Below are 20278 nucleotides of genomic sequence, written 5' to 3' on the forward strand. Positions count from 1 at the left end.
CATGTCAGCCTCCTCCCCCGCTTCCACACCCGCCGGCGGCCCGTTCGCGGCCTGGGCCGCCGCGTTCGGCGACTGGGCCCGCACCGACGGCGCCGCGTGGCTCTACCTGTTCAAGGCGCTGCTCGCGACCTTCATCGCGCTCGGCGTATCGATGCGGCTCGACCTGCCGGCACCGAAGACGGCGATGACGACCGTCTTCATCGTGATGCAGCCGCAAAGCGGCGCCGTGCTCGCGAAGAGCTTCTACCGGGTCGCCGGCACGATCTTCGGGCTCATCGCGACGCTCACGTTCGTCGGGCTGTTCCCGCAGCAGCCGCAGCTGTTCCTGCTGGCGATCGCCATCTGGATCGCGCTCTGCACCGCCGGCGCCGCGCGCAATCGCAACTTCCGCAGCTACGGCTTCCTGCTCGCCGGCTATACGACCGCGCTGATCGGCCTGCCCGCGTCGCAGCACCCGGACGGTGCCTTCATGAGCGCGATGACGCGCGTCTCCGAAGTCATCATCGGGATCGTGTCGGCCGGCGTGGTCAGCGCGCTCGTGTTTCCGCAGTACACCGGCGAGCAGATGCGCACGACGGTGCGCAAGCGCTTCGGCAGCTTCGTGGACTACGTCGCATCGGCGCTGTCGGGCCAGCTCGACCGCGCGCACATCGAGACCATCCACACGCGCTTCGTCGCCGACGTGGTCGGCTTCGAGGCCGCGCGCAGCATGGCCGTGTTCGAGAATCCGGACACGCGCATGCGCAGCGGCCGGCTCGCGCGGCTGAACAGCGAATTCATGAGCGCGTCGAGCCGCTTTCACGCGCTGCATCAGCTGATGAACCGGCTGCACGCGGCCGGTGCGCAGGCCGCGATCGATGCGATCGAGCCGTATTTCCGGGAAATCGCGCCGCTGCTCACGCGCCATGGCGAACCCGTGCGCACGTCGATCGACGCCGCGCACTCGGCCGAGCAACTGCTCGCGTGGCGCGACGCGCTGCCGCGCCGCATCCGCGCGACGCGCGCGGAACTCGAAACGCAGCCCGGCTTCCCGCTGCTCGACTTCGACACGGCCGCCGAGCTGCTGTACCGCTTCATCACCGACCTGCAGGAATATGCGGCGACCTATGCCTCGCTCGCGACCGCGACGCACGAGCGCGAACGCTGGATCGAACGCTACGAGCCGCGCACCAACCGGACGGCCGCCACGATCGCGGGAATCCGCACCGCGACGGTGATTCTCGCGCTGGGCTGGTTCTGGATCGAGACCGCTTGGCCGAGCGGCGTGATGCTGGTGCTGAACGCCGCGGCGACCTGCGCGCTCGCGTCGTCGGCACCGCGCCCGACCGCGATGGCCGCGCAGATGGGGATGGGCACGGCGCTGGCCGTTTGTACCGGCTTCCTGCTGATGTTCGGCATCTACCCGCGGATCGACGGTTTCTGGCTGCTGTGCGCGGCGCTCGCGCCGTTGCTCGCGATCGGCATCTACATGACGCTGAAGCCGAAGCTCGCGGGCTACGGGATGGGCTACCTGATCTTCTTCTGCTTCCTCGCCGGCCCGGACAGCATCACGCACTACGATCCGACGAGCTTCATGAACGATGCGCTCGCGCTGCTGCTGTCGATGCTGGTATCGGCGATCGCGTTCGCCGTGCTGTTTCCGCCGACCGCGCCGTGGCTCAAGAAGCGGCTGCTCGCCGACCTGCGCCACCAGGCCGTCGCGGCCTGCCATGCGCGGCTCGCCGGCTTGCGCACGCGCTTCGAGAGCGGCGCGCGCGACCTGATGTACCAGGCGCACACGCTGTCGGCCGACCAGCCCGACGTGCAGCGCGACGCGCTGCGCTGGATGTTCGCGGTGCTCGAAACCGGCAACGCGGCCATCGACCTGCGCCATGAGCTGGCCACGCTGCCGTCCGATCCGCGCTATGCGCCGACGACGCCGTGGCGACGCGCGATCGAGACGATGCGCGCCGCGCTGTCGTCGCTGTTCACCCGGCCGGACGCCGAACGCTTCGACGCCACGCTCGCCGCGGTCAACGCTGCGATCGACGCGACCCGGCAGACGCTCGACGCGTTCACGCCGACGCGCGAGGAACGCCACCAGTTGCAGCGGATCCTGAGCCACCTGCATTTCGTGCGCACGGCACTGCTCGATCCCGAATCGCCGCTCGCCGCGCTCAACCGCAACCGCCCCGTGCGTCCCCAACCAGGAGCCTCGTCATGATGCCGCGTGAAATCGCCATTCTCGATGCCTACATGCCCACGGTGGTGCTGATGTTCGTCCTCGGCGCGCTCGCGACCTGGGCCGTCGACCGCCTGCTCGCCTACACGGGCCTCTACCGACTCGTCTGGCACCCGTCGCTGTTCCGGGCCTGCCTTCTCGTCTGCATTTGCGGCGGACTGAGTCTTGCCGTTTACCGTTGATTCCGAACCATCATGATTCTCAGAAAACTCTTCGGCTTCGTCGCGACCGCCATCATTCTTCTCGTCGCGATCCTGATCGGGCGCTCGCTGTGGGTGCACTACATGGATGATCCGTGGACGCGCGACGGGCGCGTACGCGCCGAGATCGTCAACGTCGCGCCGGACGTGTCGGGCGCGATCGTCGAGCTGCCCGTGCATGACAACCAGCTCGTCAAGAAAGGCGACCTGATCATGCAGATCGACCCGTCGCACTACCAGATCGCGGTCGAGCAGGCGCAGGCGGCCGTCGCCGCCCGCCGCGCGGAACTGCAGATGCGCCGCGACGACGCGGCCCGCCGCGCGGATCTCGATGCGCTCGTCGTGTCGAAGGAAAACCGCGAGAACGCCGCGCACAGCGCGTCGAGCGCCGATGCGCAGTACCAGCAGGCGATCGCCGCGCTCGACGCCGCGAAACTCAACCTCGAGCGCACGCGCGTCGTCGCGCCGGTCGACGGCTACATCACGAACCTGCAGACCTTCAAGGGCAACTATGCGGTGGCCGGCCAGGCGAAGCTCGCGATCGTCGACAGCCACTCGTTCTGGGTCTACGGCTACTTCGAGGAAACCAAGCTGCCGCGCGTGAAGATCGGTGCGCCGGCCGAGATGCGGCTGATGAGCGGCGGCGTGATGAAGGGCCACGTCGAAAGCATCTCGCGCGGCATCTACGATCGCGACAACCCGCAGAGCCGCGACCTCGTCGCGGACGTGAACCCGACCTTCAACTGGGTGCGCCTCGCGCAGCGCGTGCCGGTGCGCATCAAGATCGACGACGTGCCGGCCGACGTGGTGCTGTCGGCGGGCACGACCTGCACGGTCATCATCGATCCGGACAAGCAGAAGAAGTCGTAAGCGCCGGATGGCCGGGGGCGCTTACGCGGCGATGCGGAAACGCCCGACCAGCGACTTCAGCGCCTGAGCCTGCTCGTCGAGCGCATTCGCGGCCGCGGCCGCCTGTTCGACGAGCGCCGCGTTCTGCTGGGTGCCGGCGTCCATTTGCGTGACCGCACGGCCGATCTCTTCGATGCCGGCGCTCTGCTCGTCGGATGCCGCCGAAATCTCGCCGATGATGTCGGTCACGCGCTTCACTGCCCGCACGACGTCGCCCATCGTGCGGCCCGCGTCGTGCGCGAGCGTTGCACCGTTCGCGACGCGCTCCACCGACGCACCGATCAACTCGCGAATCTCCTTCGCCGCGGTCGCCGAGCGTTGCGCGAGCAGCCGCACCTCGCCCGCGACCACCGAGAAGCCACGCCCCTGCTCGCCGGCGCGCGCGGCCTCGACCGCCGCATTCAACGCGAGAATGTTGGTCTGGAACGCGATCCCCTCGATCGTGCCGATGATGTCGCGGATGTTCTTCGCGCTGTCGTCGATCTCGCTCATCGTCGCCACCACCCGCCCGACGACTTCCCCGCCCGTCTCCGCGACGGCCGACGCATTAGCCGCGAGCGCGCTCGCCTGCCGCGCGTTCTCGGCGTTCTGGCGTACGGTCGACGTGAGCTGCTCCATGCTGGCCGCGGTGCGCTCGAGCGCGACGGCCTGCTGCTCGGTGCGCTTCGACAGATCGAGGTTGCCGGTGGAGATCTCGCCCGACGCCGCCGCGATCGCCTCGGCGCTGACGGCGATCTCGCCGACGGTCGCCGCGAGCCCGGTCTGCATCTCGGCCAGCGCACGCACCATGCTGTCGCGGTCGTGCCGGCCCAGCGTGATCGGTCGCGTCAGGTCGCCGCGCGCGATGTCCGCGGCGATCGCCTTCGCGTGCGCGGGCTCGCCGCCGAGCTGCGACGCGAGACGGCGCACGACGCGCTCGGCGATCACGATCGCGAGCACGATCAGCGCACCCGTCATCGCCGCGATCATCGCGAACGACGACGAGAATATGGTGGCGGATGCATCGAGCGTCGCCTTCGACTTCGCACCGCGCGTCTTCACGAGTTCGGCGACGAGTTTCTCGAGCTTGCCGGTTTCGACCAGCAGCGACACGTCCTGCGTGCCGACCTGCCAGTTCATCTGCGACAGGTCGAGCGGCTGCGCACGCACGAGTTCGACGAAATCGCGCAGATGCGCGCTCCACGTACCGACCGCCGTCGAGAACGCGTGCAGCCGCGCCGAATCGTCGGCGTCGGCCGGATCCGCGTAGCGCTGCAGCGTACCGAGCGCCTGGCCGATCGACGCGAGCCCCGCGCCCACGTCGGCGCCCAGTTCGTCGCGCTCCTTCGCGGTGGTCGCGGTCAGCAGCATCTTCTGGGCACGGCTCGCGCGCAGCACTTCGGCCCGGACCTCCTCGGCCGCGCGGCTCGCGACGTGGCCCTGCTCGTAGACCGACGCGATCGACGCGTTCAGCCGGCTGATCTGCCAGAGCGAGAACACGCCGATCGCCAGCGTGCCGACCAGCAGGATCGCGAAGGCGGCGCGCAACGTCGCCTTGACGGTCCACGGCCGGCGCTCGCGACGCGCCGCGCGCGGGCGCCGTGCGGCGCGGCCGGCGGCAACGTCGGGGGCGGCGGCTGCCACACCCGGCTGTGGATGCAAAGATGCTGCTTTCATCGAACTATCCCCGTATTGATCACGCGGCCGGAAAGGTCGGTCCCGGCGTTCCCGCGATGGCTGGCCTTGCCGCGCGTCCTGCGCCCGCACCGGCGGATAGCCGGTGCCGGGCGCGGCGCGCCTGTTGTCATTGGGTCGTTCTACGGCCGCCACCGCCGTTTCTTGAGTCCGGGAAACCACGCACCGGCCCCCGGGCGCGCCCTCCGCCGACCGGCAGGGGCGCCGCCTGCGTTATACCCGGTCAAAAAAGTGCGTATCGGACGATCCGTCAGATGAATGTCCGATTCGCGATAAAACTTGTCCTGACATTCTCGATACGCCACATTACACTTCTTTGACGCAGCAACGATTCAAGACGCGCCCATCCCCAGCAGAGCGCGCCCGCCACCTCAACTCGTTCAGCTCTCACATGGAAACCAGCCTCGACACCGGCTCCGCCGGCGCAGCCGCCGCCCAGCCATCCGCCCCGCCCGTCGCCCGCACCGTGTACCCGGTGCTCGGCGCGATCAGCTTCTCGCACATGCTCAACGACATGATCCAGTCGTTGATCCTCGCGATCTATCCGATGCTCAAGAGCCAGTTCGCGCTGTCGTTCGCGCAGATCGGCCTGATCACGCTCACCTACCAGATCACCGCGTCGCTGCTGCAGCCGCTCATCGGCCTCTATACCGACAAGCGTCCGAAGCCGTATTCGCTGCCGGTCGGCATGGGCTTCACGCTCGCGGGGCTGCTGCTGATGTCGGTCGCGACGAGTTTCCCGATGCTGCTGGTGGCCGCGGCGCTGGTCGGCTGCGGCTCGTCGGTGTTCCATCCCGAGTCGTCGCGCGTCGCGCGGATGGCGTCGGGCGGCCAGCACGGGCTCGCGCAGTCGGTGTTCCAGGTCGGCGGCAATGCGGGCTCCGCGCTCGGGCCGCTGCTCGCCGCACTCGTGATCATTCCGCACGGCCAGCACAGCATCGCGTGGTTCTCGGCGGCCGCGCTCGTCGCGATGATCGTGCTCACGCAGATCGGCCACTGGTACAAGAAGCATCCGTCGATGAAGAAGAAGGCCACCGCGGCCGGCCACCCGACGCTGTCGCGCGGCCGCGTGATGAGTGCGATCGGCGTGCTGGTGCTGCTCGTGTTCTCGAAGTACTTCTACCTCGCGAGCATCAACAGCTATTTCACGTTCTACCTGATCGACAAGTTCCACCTGTCGGTGCAGGCCGCGCAGATCCACCTGTTCGTGTTCCTCGCGGCCGTGGCGGCCGGCACGCTGATCGGCGGGCCGGTGGGCGACCGGATCGGCCGCAAGTACGTGATCTGGGTGTCGATCCTCGGCGTCGCGCCGTTCACGATGCTGCTGCCGTACGCGAACCTGTTCTGGACCAGCGTGCTGACCGTGATCATCGGCGTCGTGCTCGCGTCGGCGTTCGCCGCGATCCTCGTCTATGCGACGGAGCTGATGCCCGGCAAGGTCGGGATGGTCGCGGGCCTGTTCTTCGGCTTCGCATTCGGCCTCGGCGGCGTCGGCGCGGCCGTGCTCGGCCAGCTCGCGGACGCGACGAGCATCCCGTTCGTCTACAAGGTGTGCTCGTTCCTGCCGCTGATCGGCGTGCTGACGGTGTTCCTGCCGAACCTCGAGAGCAGCCGGCGCAAGCAGGCGTGACGCACCGGCCGCGGCGTGCGCGCCGCGGCCGGTCGAACGGCTCGAATGAAGGAATGAAGAAAACGGCGGCGGCTTCAGGCCGCCGTCGTCGCATGCAGCGTCAGGAAACGCTTGAGGATGCCCGACGAATAGCTGCTCGCGATCGCCGACAGGAAGTGCGAGAACGACTGTGTCGCATGATCGTCGGCCGTATCGGAGATCGTGCGCACGAGCGCGAACGGCACGTCGTGCTCCGCACAGACCTGCGCAATCGCGGCGCCTTCCATCTCGACCGCAAGCGCATCCGGCAGCGCGTCGCGCAGCGCGACGACCTCGCGCTCGCTCGACACGAAGCGGTCGCCGCTGATGATGAGCCCCGCATGCAGCGTCGCACCGGCCAGGCCGAAGCGCGCGGCGAACTGCGCGCCCTCTTCCTCGACGAACTGCGTGCACGCCGCCCGCAGGCCCGCGGTCAGCGCCGTGTCGGTTGCGAAACGCGTGATGCCGAGCAGCGGCACCTCGTAGCGCGGAAAGAGCGGCGACGCGTCGAGATCGTGCTGCAGCAGCGTATCGGCCACGACGACATCGCCGACCCGCACCGTGCGCGACACGCCGCCCGCCACGCCGGTGAACACGACGCCCGCCACGCCGAACACGTGGATCAGCGCACTGACCGTCGCGGCGGCCGCCACCTTGCCGACCCGTGCGAGCGTCACGACGCAGGCCGCGCCGTGCACGGTGCCGACGTGATAATCGCGACGGCCGAGCGTGACCGTCTTCATCGCGCCGTCGGCGCGCATCGCGGCGATCAGGTCGCCGAGTTCCTCGGGCAGCGCGGCCAGAATGCCGAGCGGGCGGGCCGCAGGCGTCACATCCAGGTCGATACCCATCATTCCACCGCCTGCAGTTTCGCGACCGCGAGCGCGAGCCACTTCTCGCCGTGCCGCTTGAACTTCACCTGCGCCTTCGCATCGGTGCCGTTGCCTTCGAGCGCGGTGACCGTGCCTTCGCCGAACTTGGTGTGGAACACCTGCTGGCCGACCCGGAAGCCGGCATCGGCCGCGCGCTGCTTGTCCGCGAACGCGGGCAGCGGCGCGGATACGGCCGGGTCGACGATCTGCTCGCGACTGCCGCCGCCCGGCCGCGCGAACCAGTCGCGCCCGTATCCGGCGTTGTCCGACCGGCCACCCCAGCGCGAACCGGCCTCGACCTTCGGCGTCAGCCACTTCAACACGTGCTCGGGCAGTTCGTCGAAGAAGCGCGAGCGCACGTTGTAGCGCGTCTGGCCGTGCAGCATCCGGCTCTGCGCGAACGACAGGTAGAGCCGCTCCTTCGCGCGCGTGATCGCGACGTACATCAGCCGGCGCTCTTCCTCGAGGCCGTCCGATTCGAGCACGCTGTTCTCGTGCGGGAACAGCCCTTCCTCGAGCCCCGTGATGAACACGGCCGAGAATTCGAGCCCCTTCGCCGCGTGCACCGTCATCAGCTGTACGGCGTCCTGCCCGGCCTGCGCCTGGTTGTCGCCGGCCTCCAGCGATGCATGCGACAGGAAGCCGGCGAGCGGCGTCATCGTGTCGGGGTTCTGCGCCGGGTCGGCGGGCGATACCGGGTCGAGCACGTCGACGGCCGGATCGTCCGTCGCGGTGCCGAGCTCGGGCGCCGCGATCGCGCCCGCGCGCAGCGGGATCGAACGGGCCGGCGTGTCGAGCCCGTAGCCTTCCTCGGCGATGAACGCGGTGGCCGCGTTCACGAGTTCCTGCAAGTTCTCGAGACGGTCCTGGCCTTCGCGCTCGCCCTGGTAGAAATCGGCGAGGCCGCTGGCGCGCACGATGTGCTCGACGGTATCGGGCAGGTTCATGTGCTGCGTGTCGGCGCGCATCTTCGCGATCAGGTTCGCGAACCCGCCGAGGCTCGTGCCGGCCTTGCCCGTCACGTACGGGATCGCGGCGGCCATCGAGCAGCCGTACAGGCGCGCGGCGTCGGCCAGCTGCTCGATCGAGCGCGCGCCGATGCCGCGGGTCGGGAAGTTCACGACACGCACGAACGCGGTGTCGTCGTTCGGGTTGTCGATCAGGCGCAGGTACGCGAGCGCATGCTTCACTTCCTGGCGCTCGAAGAAGCGCAGGCCGCCGTACACGCGGTACGGGATGCCCGACGACATCAGCGTGTGCTCGATCGAGCGCGACTGCGCGTTGCTGCGGTACAGGACGGCCACTTCGCTGCGCGCCATCCCGGTGTTGATCAGCGAGCGGATCTCCTCGACGATCCAGCCGGCTTCCTGCGAATCGGTGCTCGCTTCGTACACGCGCACGGGCTCGCCGTGGCCCGCGTCGGTGCGCAGGTTCTTGCCGAGGCGGTGCGCGTTGTTCGAGATCAGCTGGTTCGCCGCGTCGAGGATGTTGCCGTGCGACCGGTAGTTCTGCTCGAGCTTGATCAGGTTGCGCACGCGGAATTCGTCTTCGAAGTCGCGCATGTTGCCGACGTTCGCGCCGCGGAACGCGTAGATCGACTGGTCGTCGTCGCCGACCGCGAAGATCGCGTTCTCGCCGCCCGCGAGCATCTTGAGCCACGCGTACTGCAGCTTGTTGGTGTCCTGGAACTCGTCGACGAGGATGTGCTTGAAGCGCGCCTGGTAGTGCGCGCGCAGCGGCGCGTTGTACGCGAGCAGTTCGTAGCAGCGCAGCAGCAGCTCGGGGAAGTCGACGACGCCCTCGCGCTGGCACTGCTGGTCGTACGCCTGGTACAGCTCGACGAACTTGCGGTTGAAGTTGTCGGACGCGTCGACCTTGTCGGGACGCAGCCCCTGCTCCTTCGCGTTGTTGATGAAGTACTGCACGTTCTTCGGCGGGTACTTTTCATCATCGACGTTCGCTGCCTTCATCAGCCGCTTGATCGCGGACAGCTGGTCGGCCGTATCGAGGATCTGGAAGGTCTGCGGCAGGCCGGCGTCACGCCAGTGCGTGCGCAGCATCCGGTTGCACAGGCCGTGGAACGTGCCGATCCACATCCCGCGCGTGTCGATCGGCATCATCGCCGACAGGCGCGCCATCATTTCGCGCGCGGCCTTGTTCGTGAAGGTCACGGCGAGCACGGTGGGCGGCGACGCGTAGCCCTGCTGGATCAGCCACGCGATGCGGGTGATCAGCACGCGGGTCTTGCCGCTGCCCGCCCCTGCGAGGATCAGCGCCGGTTCGTTCGGCAACGTGACGGCGGCGAGTTGTTCGGGGTTCAGATTGGCGAGCAGATCGGGCATGGAGCGGCAGCAAACGGGCGAGAAAAATGCGGACCCGACATTATAAGTCGGCCGCGCGATGCCGTTCCCGATCCGTTCGCCGGCACGTCACGGACGCGCTGTTGCGGCGTCCCGCGAGGCCCGCGCCGGCACGGCGATGGCTGGTCGATGTGCATCCATTTATAATTGTCAGATTCGGCATCCAATTCACGCATTTTTCGGCAGATTTCCAACATGAGCGACAACACGCTTGCGAAGAGCTTCGAGCCCCACACCATCGAGTCCCAATGGGGGCCGGAGTGGGAAAAACGCGGCTACGCCGCCCCGGCATTCGACCCGGCCCGCCCCGATTTCGCGATCCAGTTGCCGCCGCCGAACGTGACGGGCACGCTGCACATGGGCCACGCGTTCAATCAGACGATCATGGACGGCCTCGCCCGCTACCACCGGATGCTCGGCGAGAACACGCTGTGGGTGCCCGGCACCGACCACGCGGGGATCGCGACCCAAATCGTCGTCGAGCGCCAGCTCGATGCACAGGGCGTATCGCGCCACGACCTCGGCCGCGAGAAGTTCGTCGAACGCGTGTGGGAATGGAAGGAAAAATCGGGCTCGACGATCACCGGCCAGGTGCGCCGCCTCGGCGCATCGACCGACTGGTCGCGCGAATACTTCACGATGGACGACAAGATGTCGGCCGCCGTGCGCGACGTATTCGTCACGCTCTTTGAACAGGGCCTGATCTACCGCGGCAAGCGCCTCGTGAACTGGGATCCGGTGCTGCTGACCGCCGTGTCCGACCTCGAAGTCGTGAGCGAAGAGGAAAATGGCCACCTGTGGCACATCCGCTACCCGCTCGTCGACGGCTCGGGTTCGCTGACCGTGGCCACGACGCGCCCGGAAACGATGCTCGGCGACGTCGCGCTGATGGTCCACCCGGAAGACGAGCGCTACGCGCACCTGATCGGCAAGCTCGTCACGCTGCCGCTGACGGGCCGCGAGATCCCGGTGATCGCCGACGACTACGTCGATCGCGAGTTCGGCACGGGCGTCGTGAAGGTCACGCCCGCGCACGACTTCAACGACTACCAGGTCGGCCAGCGCCACAAGCTCGCGCCGATCGAGATCCTGACGCTCGACGCGAAGATCAACGACAACGGCCCCGAGCAGTATCGCGGCCTCGACCGCTTCGACGCGCGCAAGGCAATCGTCGCCGACCTCGACGCAGCGGGCTTCCTCGACTCGGTGAAGCCGCACAAGCTGATGGTGCCGCGCGGCGACCGCACGGGCGTCGTGATCGAGCCGATGCTGACCGACCAGTGGTTCGTCGCGATGACGAAGCCGGCGCCGGAAGGCACGTTCAATCCGGGCAAGTCGATCACGGAAACGTCGCTCGACGTCGTGCGCAGCGGCCAGATCAAGTTCGTCCCGGAAAACTGGACGACCACCTACTACCAGTGGCTCGAGAACATCCAGGACTGGTGCATCTCGCGCCAGCTGTGGTGGGGCCACCAGATTCCCGCGTGGTATGGCGAGAACGGCGAGGTGTTCGTCGCGCGCAACGAGGAAGAAGCGCGCGCGCAGGCTGCCGCGAAGGGCTACACGGGTGCGCTGAAGCGCGACGAAGACGTGCTCGACACGTGGTTCTCGTCGGCGCTCGTGCCGTTCTCGTCGCTCGGCTGGCCGAACGAAACGCCTGAACTGAAGCACTTCCTGCCGTCGTCGGTGCTCGTCACGGGCTTCGACATCATCTTCTTCTGGGTCGCCCGGATGGTGATGATGACCACGCACTTCACGGGCAAGGTGCCGTTCCACACCGTCTACGTGCACGGCCTCGTGCGCGACGCGGAAGGCCAGAAGATGTCGAAGAGCAAGGGCAACACGCTCGACCCGATCGACATCGTCGACGGCATCGACCTCGACACGCTGGTCGCGAAGCGCACGACGGGCCTGATGAACCCGAAGCAGGCCGCGACGATCGAGAAGAAGACGCGCAAGGAATTCCCGGACGGCATCGCCGCGTTCGGCACCGACGCGCTGCGCTTCACGATGGCGTCGATGGCGACGCTCGGCCGCAACGTGAACTTCGACCTCGCGCGCTGCGAAGGCTATCGCAACTTCTGCAACAAGCTGTGGAACGCCACGCGCTTCGTGCTGATGAACTGCGAAGGCCACGACTGCGGCAGCGACAAGCCGGAAGTCTGCGGCGCGGGCGATTGCGGCCCGGGCGGCTACCTCGATTTCTCGGCGGCCGACCGCTGGATCGTGTCGCTGCTGCAGCGCACCGAGGCCGACATCGCGAAGGGTTTCGCCGATTACCGCTTCGACAACATCGCCAGCAGCATCTACAAGTTCGTGTGGGACGAGTACTGCGACTGGTATCTCGAGCTCGCGAAGGTACAGATCCAGAACGGCACGCCGGAACAGCAGCGCGCGACGCGCCGCACGCTGCTGCGCGTGCTCGAGACGGTGCTGCGCCTCGCGCACCCGATCATCCCGTTCATCACCGAAGCGCTCTGGCAGAAGGTCGCGCCGCTCGCCGGCCGGTATCCGCGGGGCTTGGCGGAAGGCGAAGCGTCGCTGATGACGCAGGCGTACCCGGTCGCGAACCTGCAGAAGATCGACGAGGTGTCCGAACAGTGGGCGGCCGACCTGAAGGCGATCGTCGACGCGTGCCGCAACCTGCGCGGCGAGATGAACCTGTCGCCGGCCACCAAGGTGCCGCTGCTGGCAGCCGGCGATGCCGAGCGCCTGCGCTCGTTCGCGCCGTACGTCCAGGCCCTCGCGCGCCTGTCGGAAGTGCAGATCCTCGCGGACGAAGCGACGCTCGACAAGGAAGCGCACGGCGCGCCGATCGCGATCGTCGGGCCGAACAAGCTGGTGCTGAAGGTCGAGATCGACGTCGCGGCCGAACGCGAGCGCCTGTCGAAGGAAATCACGCGCCTGACGAACGAGATCACGAAGTGCAATGCGAAGCTCGGCAACGAGGCATTCGTCGCGAAAGCGCCGCCGGCCGTGGTCGAACAGGAGCAGAAGCGCGTCGCGGAATTCCAGAGCACGCTAGAAAAACTGCGCGCGCAGCTCGATCGGTTGCCTGCGTAACAAAGGGTAAGGTCGTTTGCGTTCACTATAATGGGGACGTGAACATAGACCATCTGACAAGTCGATTACAGGAATAAAGGTTCGATCATGTTGAAAGTTACCAAGGCAGTGTTCCCCGTTGCTGGTCTCGGCACGCGGTTCCTCCCGGCAACGAAAGCGAGCCCCAAGGAAATGCTGCCGGTCGTCGACAAGCCGCTGATCCAGTACGCGGTTGAAGAAGCGATCGCCGCCGGCATCACCGAGATGATCTTCGTCACCGGGCGCAGCAAGCGCGCGATCGAGGACCACTTCGACAAGTCGTACGAGGTCGAGGCCGAACTCGAGGCGCGCGGCAAGGAAAAGCTGCTCGAACTGGTGCGCAGCATCAAGCCGAGCCATGTCGACTGCTTCTACGTGCGCCAGCCGGAAGCGCTCGGCCTCGGCCATGCGGTGCTGTGCGCGGAAAAGCTCGTGGCCGACAACCCGTTCGCGGTGATCCTCGCGGACGACCTGCTCGACGGCAATCCGCCCGTGATGAAGCAGATGGTCGACGTGTTCGACCACTATCACAGCTCGGTGATCGGCGTCGAAGAGATCCCGCCGTCGGAGACGAAGTCGTACGGGATCGTCGACGGCAAGGAGTGGGAAGAGTCGATCGTCAAGATGTCGGCGATCGTCGAGAAGCCGGCGCCGGAAGTCGCGCCGTCGAACCTCGGCGTGGTCGGCCGCTACATCCTGAAGCCGCGGATCTTCGAGCACCTGCGTGCGCTGAAGCCCGGCGCGGGCGGCGAGCTGCAGCTCACCGACGCGATCCAGGCGCTGCTCGCCGATGAGCAAGTGCTGGCCTACAAGTACCAGGGCACGCGCTACGACTGCGGCAGCAAGCTCGGCTACCTGAAGGCGACGGTCGAATTCGCGCTGCGCCACGCGGAAGTAGGCGCGGAGTTCGACGCGTACCTGCGCGCACGCAACGGCGCACACCCGGCCGCCTGAACGCGGCAAGGGCACGACGGCCCGCTCCGGCGGGCCCGCCCTCACCTCACCGGCCGGCGCTCAGCGCGCTTCGGCCGGCTTCACCGAGACGACGCCCGGCATCGCGCCCGCGTCGTCTTTTTTCGTCTTGACGAGCCAGCCGCCGCCGTCGCCGAACGGCAGCTTGGCGAGTGCGCTCTTCACGAGCGCCGGCGCGGCCTGCTGCGTGCCGGGATCGCGATCGCGCAGCGCGGCCGATACGCGGTAGACGTCGGCGCCCGATTTCGCGTCGACGAAGCGCAGCGTCAGCACATGGCGATACACGCGTCCCATGAACGGCAGCGAGAACGGCGCCGGCCCGTCGACCGTCACGCATGCGCTGCTCGCGGCCCCGCATCCGTCGGCGCGCGCCGCGACCGAGGCCGGCTGCGTCGCATACGCGATCGACAATCGGTAGCGCGCGGCCGCGAGCGGCTTCGCATCGAAGCCGCGGTGCGCGAGTTCGTCGCGCACGAGCGTCTCGATCTGCCGGTATTCGGCATCGTCGGCCTGCGCGGCCGTGCGCACGAAATCGTAGCCGTGCGCACCGGATGCGAACGCGTTCGGCTGCCCGAGCACACTCACGCCGCTCGTCACGCCGGCGCAACCCGTCAACAGCGACGCCGCCAGCGCGGTCGCTGCCCATTCCTTTCTCATGGCTTTCCCCAAATGCCTGCCGTCGCGCCCGGCCCTGTCAGGCGGACGGCTCGTCGATCGCGGGCAGCGACACCGTCACCGCGGTGCCGACACCCACCTCGCTGTCGACCGACACGCTGCCCCCATGGCGCGTGACGACCGTCTTCACGAATGCCATGCCGAGCCCGGAGCCCGAGATTTCGGGTCGCTCGCCGGCATGGAATCGCTTGAAACGCTCGAACAGATGCCGCTGATCTTCCGGCGCAATGCCGTATCCCTGATCGCGAATCGTACAGAACATCCGTTTCGACGCGTGCTCGACCGCCAGCGTACACGTGATCACGGTATCGGACGGACTGTATTTGACTGCGTTGTTCAGCAGGTTCACGAACGCGCGCGTGATCAGCGAGCGGTCCGCGCGCACCCAGCACATGTCGGTGCCGACGTCGGTGTCGACGCGAATGTGCTTCGCCTGCGCCTGCGGCCACACCTCGTCGCTCGCGTCGATCAGCACGTCGACGAGGCTCGTCACCTCGAGCTGGTACACCTGCGACTCCGCGCGCGCCAGCTGCACGAACTCGTCGGCCAGCGACAGCGCGCGGTGCGCATAGCGCTCGATCCGCGCGAGCAGCCCGCGCATCTCATCGGTCTCGGCGCGGTCGCGCTCGATCTCGACGAGCGCGAGAATCGACGACTGCGGCGAGCGCATGTCGTGCGACAGCAGGTGCAGCGCTTCCTCGCGCTGCCGCTCGGCGGCGTGCAGTTCGGTCACGTCGACGAGGCCGGCGATCCAGCCCGTCACGCGGCCCTGCGCGTTCGTACACGCCGCGTAGCGTAGCAGATGGTCGAGCCCGTCACGATCGCGCACCTCGATGCCGCGCGCCATCGCGTCGTGCTCGGCCTCGAGCGTCGGGTCGAGTGCCGCCGGCCAGTGTTCGCGGATCGTCGCGTCGTGTTCGGCATTGCCGTCGACGGTCTTCATGAAGGTCAGCTCGCCGAGCGCGGTGCGCAGCGGCCGCCCTTCCGGCAGCGGCAGCGACAGGCGCGACCCGTAGCGCTTGGCCGCGTGGTTCGCGATCAGCACGGTGCCGGCCAGGTCGGTCACGAAGATCGGCTCGGGCATGCTGTCGAGGCTGTCCCACACGAAGCGCTTCATGTCCTGCACGCGCTGCGCGGCTTGCGCCATCAGCGCCATCTGCCGCTCCAGCACGTCGCCGCCGACGCTGCGCGTGCGCGGCGCCTCGGGCAGCAGGTGCGGCTCGTCGGCGAGCCGCTGCAGCTCGCGGCGCAGGTACGACATCGTCATTTCCAGGCGCCGCCAGTTCCAGATCGGGTAGACGGCGATCAGCCCGAAGATCGCGGGCGCCGGCGACAGCCAGATGCGCGCCTCGAACAGCAGCGCCATGCTCGCGACGACGGCCAGCGCGGCCAGGCTCAGCGTGAGCAGCAGCGCGCGCCACGGCGACAGCATCAGGAAGCCGCCCACCAGCACGGCGAGCGGCAGCAGCGACGCGACGAACAGCCCGGCGCGCGACGCCGGCGAGATCGCACTGCCGGTCGCCAGCATGTCGAGCACGTTGGCATGGATATACACGCCAGCGAGCGGCCCGAACTCACCGGACACGGGCGTGGCGAAGCGGTCGTACAGCCCCGACGCCGTCACGCCGACGACGACGATCTTGCCGCGCAGCGCGTCGGGCTTCACGCGCCCTTCGAGGACGTCGTCGAACGACAGCGTCGGATACGCGGGCGTGTTGCGGCTGAACGGGATCAGATAGCGGCCCTCGCCCGCCGCATCGCGCGACAGGTCGTGCGCATCCGCGCCGGGCATGCCGCCGACCGGGTGCAGCCGGCCGGCCTGGATCGCGCGGTAGACGGGCACCATCAGTTGCGGCCAGCGCACGCGGCCGTCGCTTTCGTACAGCGCCACGCTGCGTACGATACCGTCGCGATCGACTTCGAGGTTGATGTGACCGAGCCCGACCGCGCGCGCCGCGAGTGCGGCCACCGGCGGATCGACCGCGCGCGTGCCGTCCGCCTGCTCGGGGCTCAGCAGCACGGGCAGGAAGGTCGGCACGTGGGTCATTGCGTCCGCGAACGCGCGATCTTCCGACGACGGTTCGGTAAACAGCACGTCGTAGACGACGGCGGCCGGCTGCGCGCGCGCCAGCGTGTCGAGCAGCCGTGCATGCACGTCGCGCGGCCACGGCCAGCGGCCGAGCGCGGACACGCTCTGGTTGTCGATGTCGACGACGACCACGTCGGGTGACAGCGGCAGGCTGCGCAGCATCAGCAGCCGGTCGTAGATCAGGCCGTCGACGCTCGCCGACAGCCGGCCGAGCGTGCACGCGAGGATCACCGCGATCCCGAGGCAGCCGATCGCGATCCATTCGATCAGGAAGCGGCGGCCGAGGTGCCGCCGCGGAGAAACGGAATCGGGTTTCATGCGCCGCGGATCAGCGCGACAGCGTGAACGCGCTGACCGGACTGGTCTTCTCGTAGAACTTGCCGCCTTCGAACTCCTCGACGGTCACGGCCCAGAAATACTCGCCCGGCGGCAGGTGCGCGACGGTGATCTGGCGCGTATGCAGGCCGACCTGGTCGACGACCGGCGCGCTCAGGTCCTTCGAGCGCGACAGCACGAACCGGTAGCGCGCGCCCTTGCCCGAACCGTTCGGCGACCAGCGGAACTCGTAGCCGCCGGCGCCGGGCGACGCGCTCGCGTCGAGCCCCATCACGCGGCGTTCGAACGCGTACGTTCGCGGCCGGCCCTCGAGGCCGTTCGCATCGATCGCGGCGATCCGCACGAAGTAGTTCCCGTTCGGCACGTCGTGGAAAACCGCGCGCGGCGAATCGGTGCGCGTTTCGCGGAACAGGTCGAGCAGCCCGGCGTCGTGCGCGAGTTGCACGCGGTACGCATGCGCGTCGGCGAGCGGCGCGACGTCGAAGGCGACCTCGGGCTCGTCCTGCACCTTGTCGGGATGCGCAAGCGCCGGCGCGGGCAGCAGCTCGACGGGCGCGCCGACCGCGCCGGACGATGTCGCGACGCTGCCGAAATTCGCATGCACGAGCGTCGGATCGGCGGGCTTCCGGCCGCCCGCGACGCCGACGGTGCCGTCGAGCACTTCGACGCGCGTCGACGCATTGCCGGCCGCGTCGTAGTTCACGCGAAAGTGCGTGCCGCGCACGCCGGCCACGACCGACGGCGACCGGATCTGGAAGCGGTCGTCGCGTTTTTTCAGATGGGTGACTTCGCTGTCGACCGAGCCGCGCGTGAGTTCGAACTCACGATCGAGCGTGCCGGTCAGCACCGTGCGGCGCAGCGCCTTCAGGTTAAGCTGGCTGTCGGGCGGCAGGCTCATGTGCGTGCCGTCGGCGAGCTCGAGCGTCACGAAGCCGTTCGGGCCCGTGCGCACGCGATCACCCTCGGCGAGCGTCGCGTCGTTCGCGAGCGGCACAAAAGCATCGCCGGACGCGCGTTCGGCCGTGCCCTGCACCGCGATGACGCGGGCGGTCAGCTTTTCCTTGCGCAGGCGCGCCACCGGCAGCTTCAGCGCGATGCCGGGCTGCAGGTGCTTCGGCGCAGGCACGCCGTTGATCTGTTGAAGCAGTTGCCAGTCGTCCGCGCCCTGCAGATAGCGCGCGGCGACGCCGTACAGCGTGTCGCCCGCCTGCGTGCGGTAGACGACCGTCTTGCCCGCCGCCGCCGCGGGCGGCTGGGCGGCCGCATGCTGCGCGGCGAACGCAAACGCGACCGCGCAGGCTGCGCGCCGCGCGACCGTGCGCAGGTTCGCCGTGCGCTGCGTGATTCCCGTGGTCACTCCGGTTCTCCCTGCCCGACCCGTTCGAGCCGGTAGCCGTAGCCGTAGATCGGCGCGAGGCGATAGCCGTTTTCGGGCCGCAGGCCGAGCTTGGTGCGCAGCATCGAGATGTGCGTATCCATCGTGCGCGACGGAATGTCGGTCGCCTGCTTCCACACGAGATCGAGAATGTGCGCGCGCGACAGCGGCCGGTCGAGGTGCTGGAACAGCAGCAGCGCGAGTTCGAATTCCTTCTGCGTGAGGCTCACGGCCTTGTCGCCGACGTAGGCCTGCTTCAGGTTCACGTCGAAACGGAACTGATCGAATTCGCGAACGGTGGCCTCGGCGTTGACCGGATACGCGCGACGCAGCAGCGAGCCGATGCGCGCGCGCAGGATCGGGCCCGACACCGGCTTGACCACGTAATCGTCGGCGCCGGCGTTGAGGATCTGCGTGATCCCCGCCTCGTCGTCACGGCTCGTCATGAAGATGATCGGCAGGCTGTGCTCGGTCTGATTGGCACGCACCCACTTCAACACCTCCTCGCCGGACATGTCGGGCACGTTCCAGTCGAGCACCAGCAGATCGAACGTCTCGCGCTGCAGACGCTTCTTCAGGGCCTTGCCTTCCTTGAACGCATAGCACGTATGGCCAACGGCCGTCAGCGTTTGACTGACGAAATCCGTCTGGGCCGGATCGTCATCCAGTACAGCAATTCTCATAGCACCCCGCAAATCGAAATCGATTCGTCCTGTTCAGCTCCCCGCCCTAACCCGGCCGCGCAGCATGCGCGCGGCTTCCGGATACCGGCCGGCGAGCCGTCGTTCGCCGCTCGCGCCACCTGCGCAAACCAGCGACCCCGGCTAAATATCTCAAAAACGGGGCACGGACGAACCGGCGATTTCATCATAGTAGTATGAAATTCGCCAATAAATTGCGCGGACTACCGTCTTTTCTTCGAATAATCCTTCCTGCCGCGCAATCGAGCGCCTAATCGGCGCCCGTGATGCCCGCTACCTGCTCGGCAACATCGTCGGCCGGCACACGTGGCAACAGCGGCTCCGGACGCGCCGGTTGTACCAGCATCCGCTGCAGCTGGCCGCGCACGCGCTCCCACGCGGTGGCCGCGTAATCCGGCTGGCTCGCCGCCCACGCCTGCGCCAGATCGAACACGCGCTCGATCGTCGCACCGCAGTAGGTCGCGCCCGAGCCGTCGTCCTGCGCGGCATCGCGCAGCCGTTCGTCGAGCCACTCGGCCAGCCACGGCATCTCGGCCGCGGCGGAATCCGCGTAGGCCTCCAGCGCGGCACGCGCGTGGCGATCCTGTTGCGGATCGAGCTCGATACGGCCCAGCCCCGATGCGCTGCGTTCCGCTCCGGACGGACTTCGAATGGTCCCTGGTCTGAAGGACATGTCCTCTCCCCGTTGTACGACGGTAGCGTCAGGCATGGCCCCCGTGCCCGCCGTACGACGTACCGTGGCCGGCGCATCCGCTGGGAGCGGACGACCGGCCGGGTCAGTATACGCAGCCGATCACGCAGCGAGGTTTAAGAATTGTCAGAAAAGGGGGGGCCGGCGCCAGGCGCTGCCGGCGGCGTGATGCGGGCCGTCAGCGGCGGCGCATCAGGAACACGAAGGTCTTGTCCTGCGTCGTCGATTCGACGATCTCGTTGCCCGTCTGCTTCGCGAACGCGGCGAAATCGCGCTGCGAGCCGGGATCGGTCGCGAGCACCTTGAGGATTTGCCCGCTTTCCATATCGGCGAGCGCTTTCTTGGCACGCAGGATCGGCAACGGGCAATTGAGCCCGCGCGCGTCCACTTCCTTGTGAATCTGCATCGGCTGTCGACCTTCGAATGACGCGCCGTTCAAGGCGCGGAGAGAAGGCGTGATTTTACCGCAGCGCC

The 20278-nt window shown here is 68.0% G+C and carries 15 protein-coding genes; 6 read left to right on the forward strand and 9 right to left on the reverse strand.

The features are described 5' to 3' along the window. The first annotated feature begins 1 nt into the window (after position 1). Genes CFB34_RS16690 through CFB34_RS16700 form a run of 3 tightly spaced genes read left to right on the forward strand, consistent with a single transcriptional unit; the run spans position 2 to position 3291 of the window. Positions 2-2203 (forward strand): FUSC family protein, encoded by a 2202-nt coding sequence (locus CFB34_RS16690; protein WP_089439861.1) that lies wholly within the window; start codon positions 2-4, stop codon positions 2201-2203. Then, the gene (locus CFB34_RS16695; RefSeq protein WP_011351756.1) at positions 2200-2403 is read left to right on the forward strand and encodes a DUF1656 domain-containing protein; all 204 of its coding nucleotides are present in this window, start codon (positions 2200-2202) and stop codon (positions 2401-2403) included. The genes CFB34_RS16690 and CFB34_RS16695 overlap by 4 nt, the downstream gene beginning before the upstream one ends. Positions 2404-2415: 12 nt before the next feature. After that, entirely contained in the window at positions 2416-3291 is an 876-nt protein-coding gene (locus CFB34_RS16700) for an HlyD family secretion protein (protein ID WP_089439860.1), read from the forward strand. 21 nt (positions 3292-3312) lie between these two features. On the opposite strand, the gene CFB34_RS16705 is transcribed toward CFB34_RS16700, so the two are convergent. Beyond that, positions 3313-4986: a methyl-accepting chemotaxis protein gene (locus CFB34_RS16705; protein ID WP_089439859.1), complete on the reverse strand. Its 1674-nt coding sequence runs from the start codon at positions 4984-4986 to the stop codon at positions 3313-3315. A gap of 409 nt (positions 4987-5395) precedes the next feature. Here CFB34_RS16705 and CFB34_RS16710 point away from each other — a divergent pair, with 409 nt between their 5' ends. Further along, positions 5396-6634: an MFS transporter gene (locus CFB34_RS16710; protein ID WP_089439858.1), complete on the forward strand. Its 1239-nt coding sequence runs from the start codon at positions 5396-5398 to the stop codon at positions 6632-6634. A gap of 74 nt (positions 6635-6708) precedes the next feature. On the opposite strand, the gene CFB34_RS16715 is transcribed toward CFB34_RS16710, so the two are convergent. Both CFB34_RS16715 and CFB34_RS16720 read right to left on the reverse strand, forming a co-directional pair. Continuing rightward, on the reverse strand, positions 6709-7506 hold the full coding sequence (locus tag CFB34_RS16715; protein ID WP_089439857.1) for a 5'-methylthioadenosine/adenosylhomocysteine nucleosidase: 798 nt from the start codon (positions 7504-7506) through the stop codon (positions 6709-6711). Beyond that, positions 7503-9866, reverse strand: coding sequence for a UvrD-helicase domain-containing protein (locus CFB34_RS16720; RefSeq protein WP_089439856.1), 2364 nt, complete (start codon positions 9864-9866; stop codon positions 7503-7505). The genes CFB34_RS16715 and CFB34_RS16720 overlap by 4 nt, the downstream gene beginning before the upstream one ends. A gap of 213 nt (positions 9867-10079) precedes the next feature. Here CFB34_RS16720 and CFB34_RS16725 point away from each other — a divergent pair, with 213 nt between their 5' ends. Together CFB34_RS16725 and galU are read left to right on the forward strand one after the other, a co-directional pair. After that, a complete protein-coding gene (locus CFB34_RS16725) occupies positions 10080-12947 on the forward strand; it encodes a valine--tRNA ligase (RefSeq protein WP_089439855.1) in 2868 nt (955 codons plus the stop codon). Between the two features lie 87 nt (positions 12948-13034). Beyond that, a complete protein-coding gene (gene galU / locus CFB34_RS16730; RefSeq protein WP_089439854.1) occupies positions 13035-13919 on the forward strand; it encodes a UTP--glucose-1-phosphate uridylyltransferase GalU in 885 nt (294 codons plus the stop codon). A gap of 60 nt (positions 13920-13979) precedes the next feature. On the opposite strand, the gene CFB34_RS16735 is transcribed toward galU, so the two are convergent. From CFB34_RS16735 to CFB34_RS16760, 6 genes are all read right to left on the reverse strand, one after another. Further along, on the reverse strand, positions 13980-14594 hold the full coding sequence (locus CFB34_RS16735) for a DUF4136 domain-containing protein (protein ID WP_089439853.1): 615 nt from the start codon (positions 14592-14594) through the stop codon (positions 13980-13982). Positions 14595-14631: 37 nt separating this feature from the next. Beyond that, on the reverse strand, positions 14632-17019 hold the full coding sequence (locus tag CFB34_RS16740) for a CHASE2 domain-containing protein (RefSeq protein WP_089439852.1): 2388 nt from the start codon (positions 17017-17019) through the stop codon (positions 14632-14634). Positions 17020-17029: 10 nt separating this feature from the next. After that, positions 17030-18394, reverse strand: a complete 1365-nt coding sequence (locus CFB34_RS16745; protein WP_089439851.1) for a FecR domain-containing protein — start codon at positions 18392-18394, stop codon at positions 17030-17032. After that, complete coding sequence (locus CFB34_RS16750; protein ID WP_006490421.1) at positions 18391-19095, reverse strand: response regulator transcription factor; 705 nt, start codon at positions 19093-19095, stop codon at positions 18391-18393. Before CFB34_RS16750 ends, CFB34_RS16745 begins: the two co-directional genes overlap by 4 nt. Before the next feature lie 268 nt (positions 19096-19363). Beyond that, the gene (locus CFB34_RS16755; protein ID WP_089439850.1) at positions 19364-19786 is read right to left on the reverse strand and encodes a peptidase; all 423 of its coding nucleotides are present in this window, start codon (positions 19784-19786) and stop codon (positions 19364-19366) included. 196 nt (positions 19787-19982) lie between these two features. Beyond that, positions 19983-20210, reverse strand: coding sequence for a sulfurtransferase TusA family protein (locus CFB34_RS16760; RefSeq protein WP_006402122.1), 228 nt, complete (start codon positions 20208-20210; stop codon positions 19983-19985). Positions 20211-20278 lie beyond the last annotated feature (68 nt).

The organism is Burkholderia sp. HI4860 (genome assembly GCF_002223045.2).
In the GTDB taxonomy this organism is placed as follows: domain Bacteria; phylum Pseudomonadota; class Gammaproteobacteria; order Burkholderiales; family Burkholderiaceae; genus Burkholderia.

What these genes read in the sequence shown, in the direction of transcription:
- galU (WP_089439854.1), top strand. Translation starts at nt 13,035, where the DNA reads ATGTTGAAAGTTACCAAGGCAGTGTTCCCCGTTGCTGGTCTCGGCACG.
- CFB34_RS16700 (WP_089439860.1), top strand. Translation starts at nt 2,416, where the DNA reads ATGATTCTCAGAAAACTCTTCGGCTTCGTCGCGACCGCCATCATTCTT.
- CFB34_RS16740 (WP_089439852.1), bottom strand. Translation starts at nt 17,019, where the DNA reads ATGAAACCCGATTCCGTTTCTCCGCGGCGGCACCTCGGCCGCCGCTTC.
- CFB34_RS16690 (WP_089439861.1), top strand. Translation starts at nt 2, where the DNA reads ATGTCAGCCTCCTCCCCCGCTTCCACACCCGCCGGCGGCCCGTTCGCG.
- CFB34_RS16735 (WP_089439853.1), bottom strand. Translation starts at nt 14,594, where the DNA reads ATGAGAAAGGAATGGGCAGCGACCGCGCTGGCGGCGTCGCTGTTGACG.
- CFB34_RS16760 (WP_006402122.1), bottom strand. Translation starts at nt 20,210, where the DNA reads ATGCAGATTCACAAGGAAGTGGACGCGCGCGGGCTCAATTGCCCGTTG.
- CFB34_RS16750 (WP_006490421.1), bottom strand. Translation starts at nt 19,095, where the DNA reads ATGAGAATTGCTGTACTGGATGACGATCCGGCCCAGACGGATTTCGTC.
- CFB34_RS16710 (WP_089439858.1), top strand. Translation starts at nt 5,396, where the DNA reads ATGGAAACCAGCCTCGACACCGGCTCCGCCGGCGCAGCCGCCGCCCAG.
- CFB34_RS16755 (WP_089439850.1), bottom strand. Translation starts at nt 19,786, where the DNA reads ATGTCCTTCAGACCAGGGACCATTCGAAGTCCGTCCGGAGCGGAACGC.
- CFB34_RS16695 (WP_011351756.1), top strand. Translation starts at nt 2,200, where the DNA reads ATGATGCCGCGTGAAATCGCCATTCTCGATGCCTACATGCCCACGGTG.
- CFB34_RS16705 (WP_089439859.1), bottom strand. Translation starts at nt 4,986, where the DNA reads ATGAAAGCAGCATCTTTGCATCCACAGCCGGGTGTGGCAGCCGCCGCC.
- CFB34_RS16715 (WP_089439857.1), bottom strand. Translation starts at nt 7,506, where the DNA reads ATGATGGGTATCGACCTGGATGTGACGCCTGCGGCCCGCCCGCTCGGC.
- CFB34_RS16720 (WP_089439856.1), bottom strand. Translation starts at nt 9,866, where the DNA reads ATGCCCGATCTGCTCGCCAATCTGAACCCCGAACAACTCGCCGCCGTC.
- CFB34_RS16725 (WP_089439855.1), top strand. Translation starts at nt 10,080, where the DNA reads ATGAGCGACAACACGCTTGCGAAGAGCTTCGAGCCCCACACCATCGAG.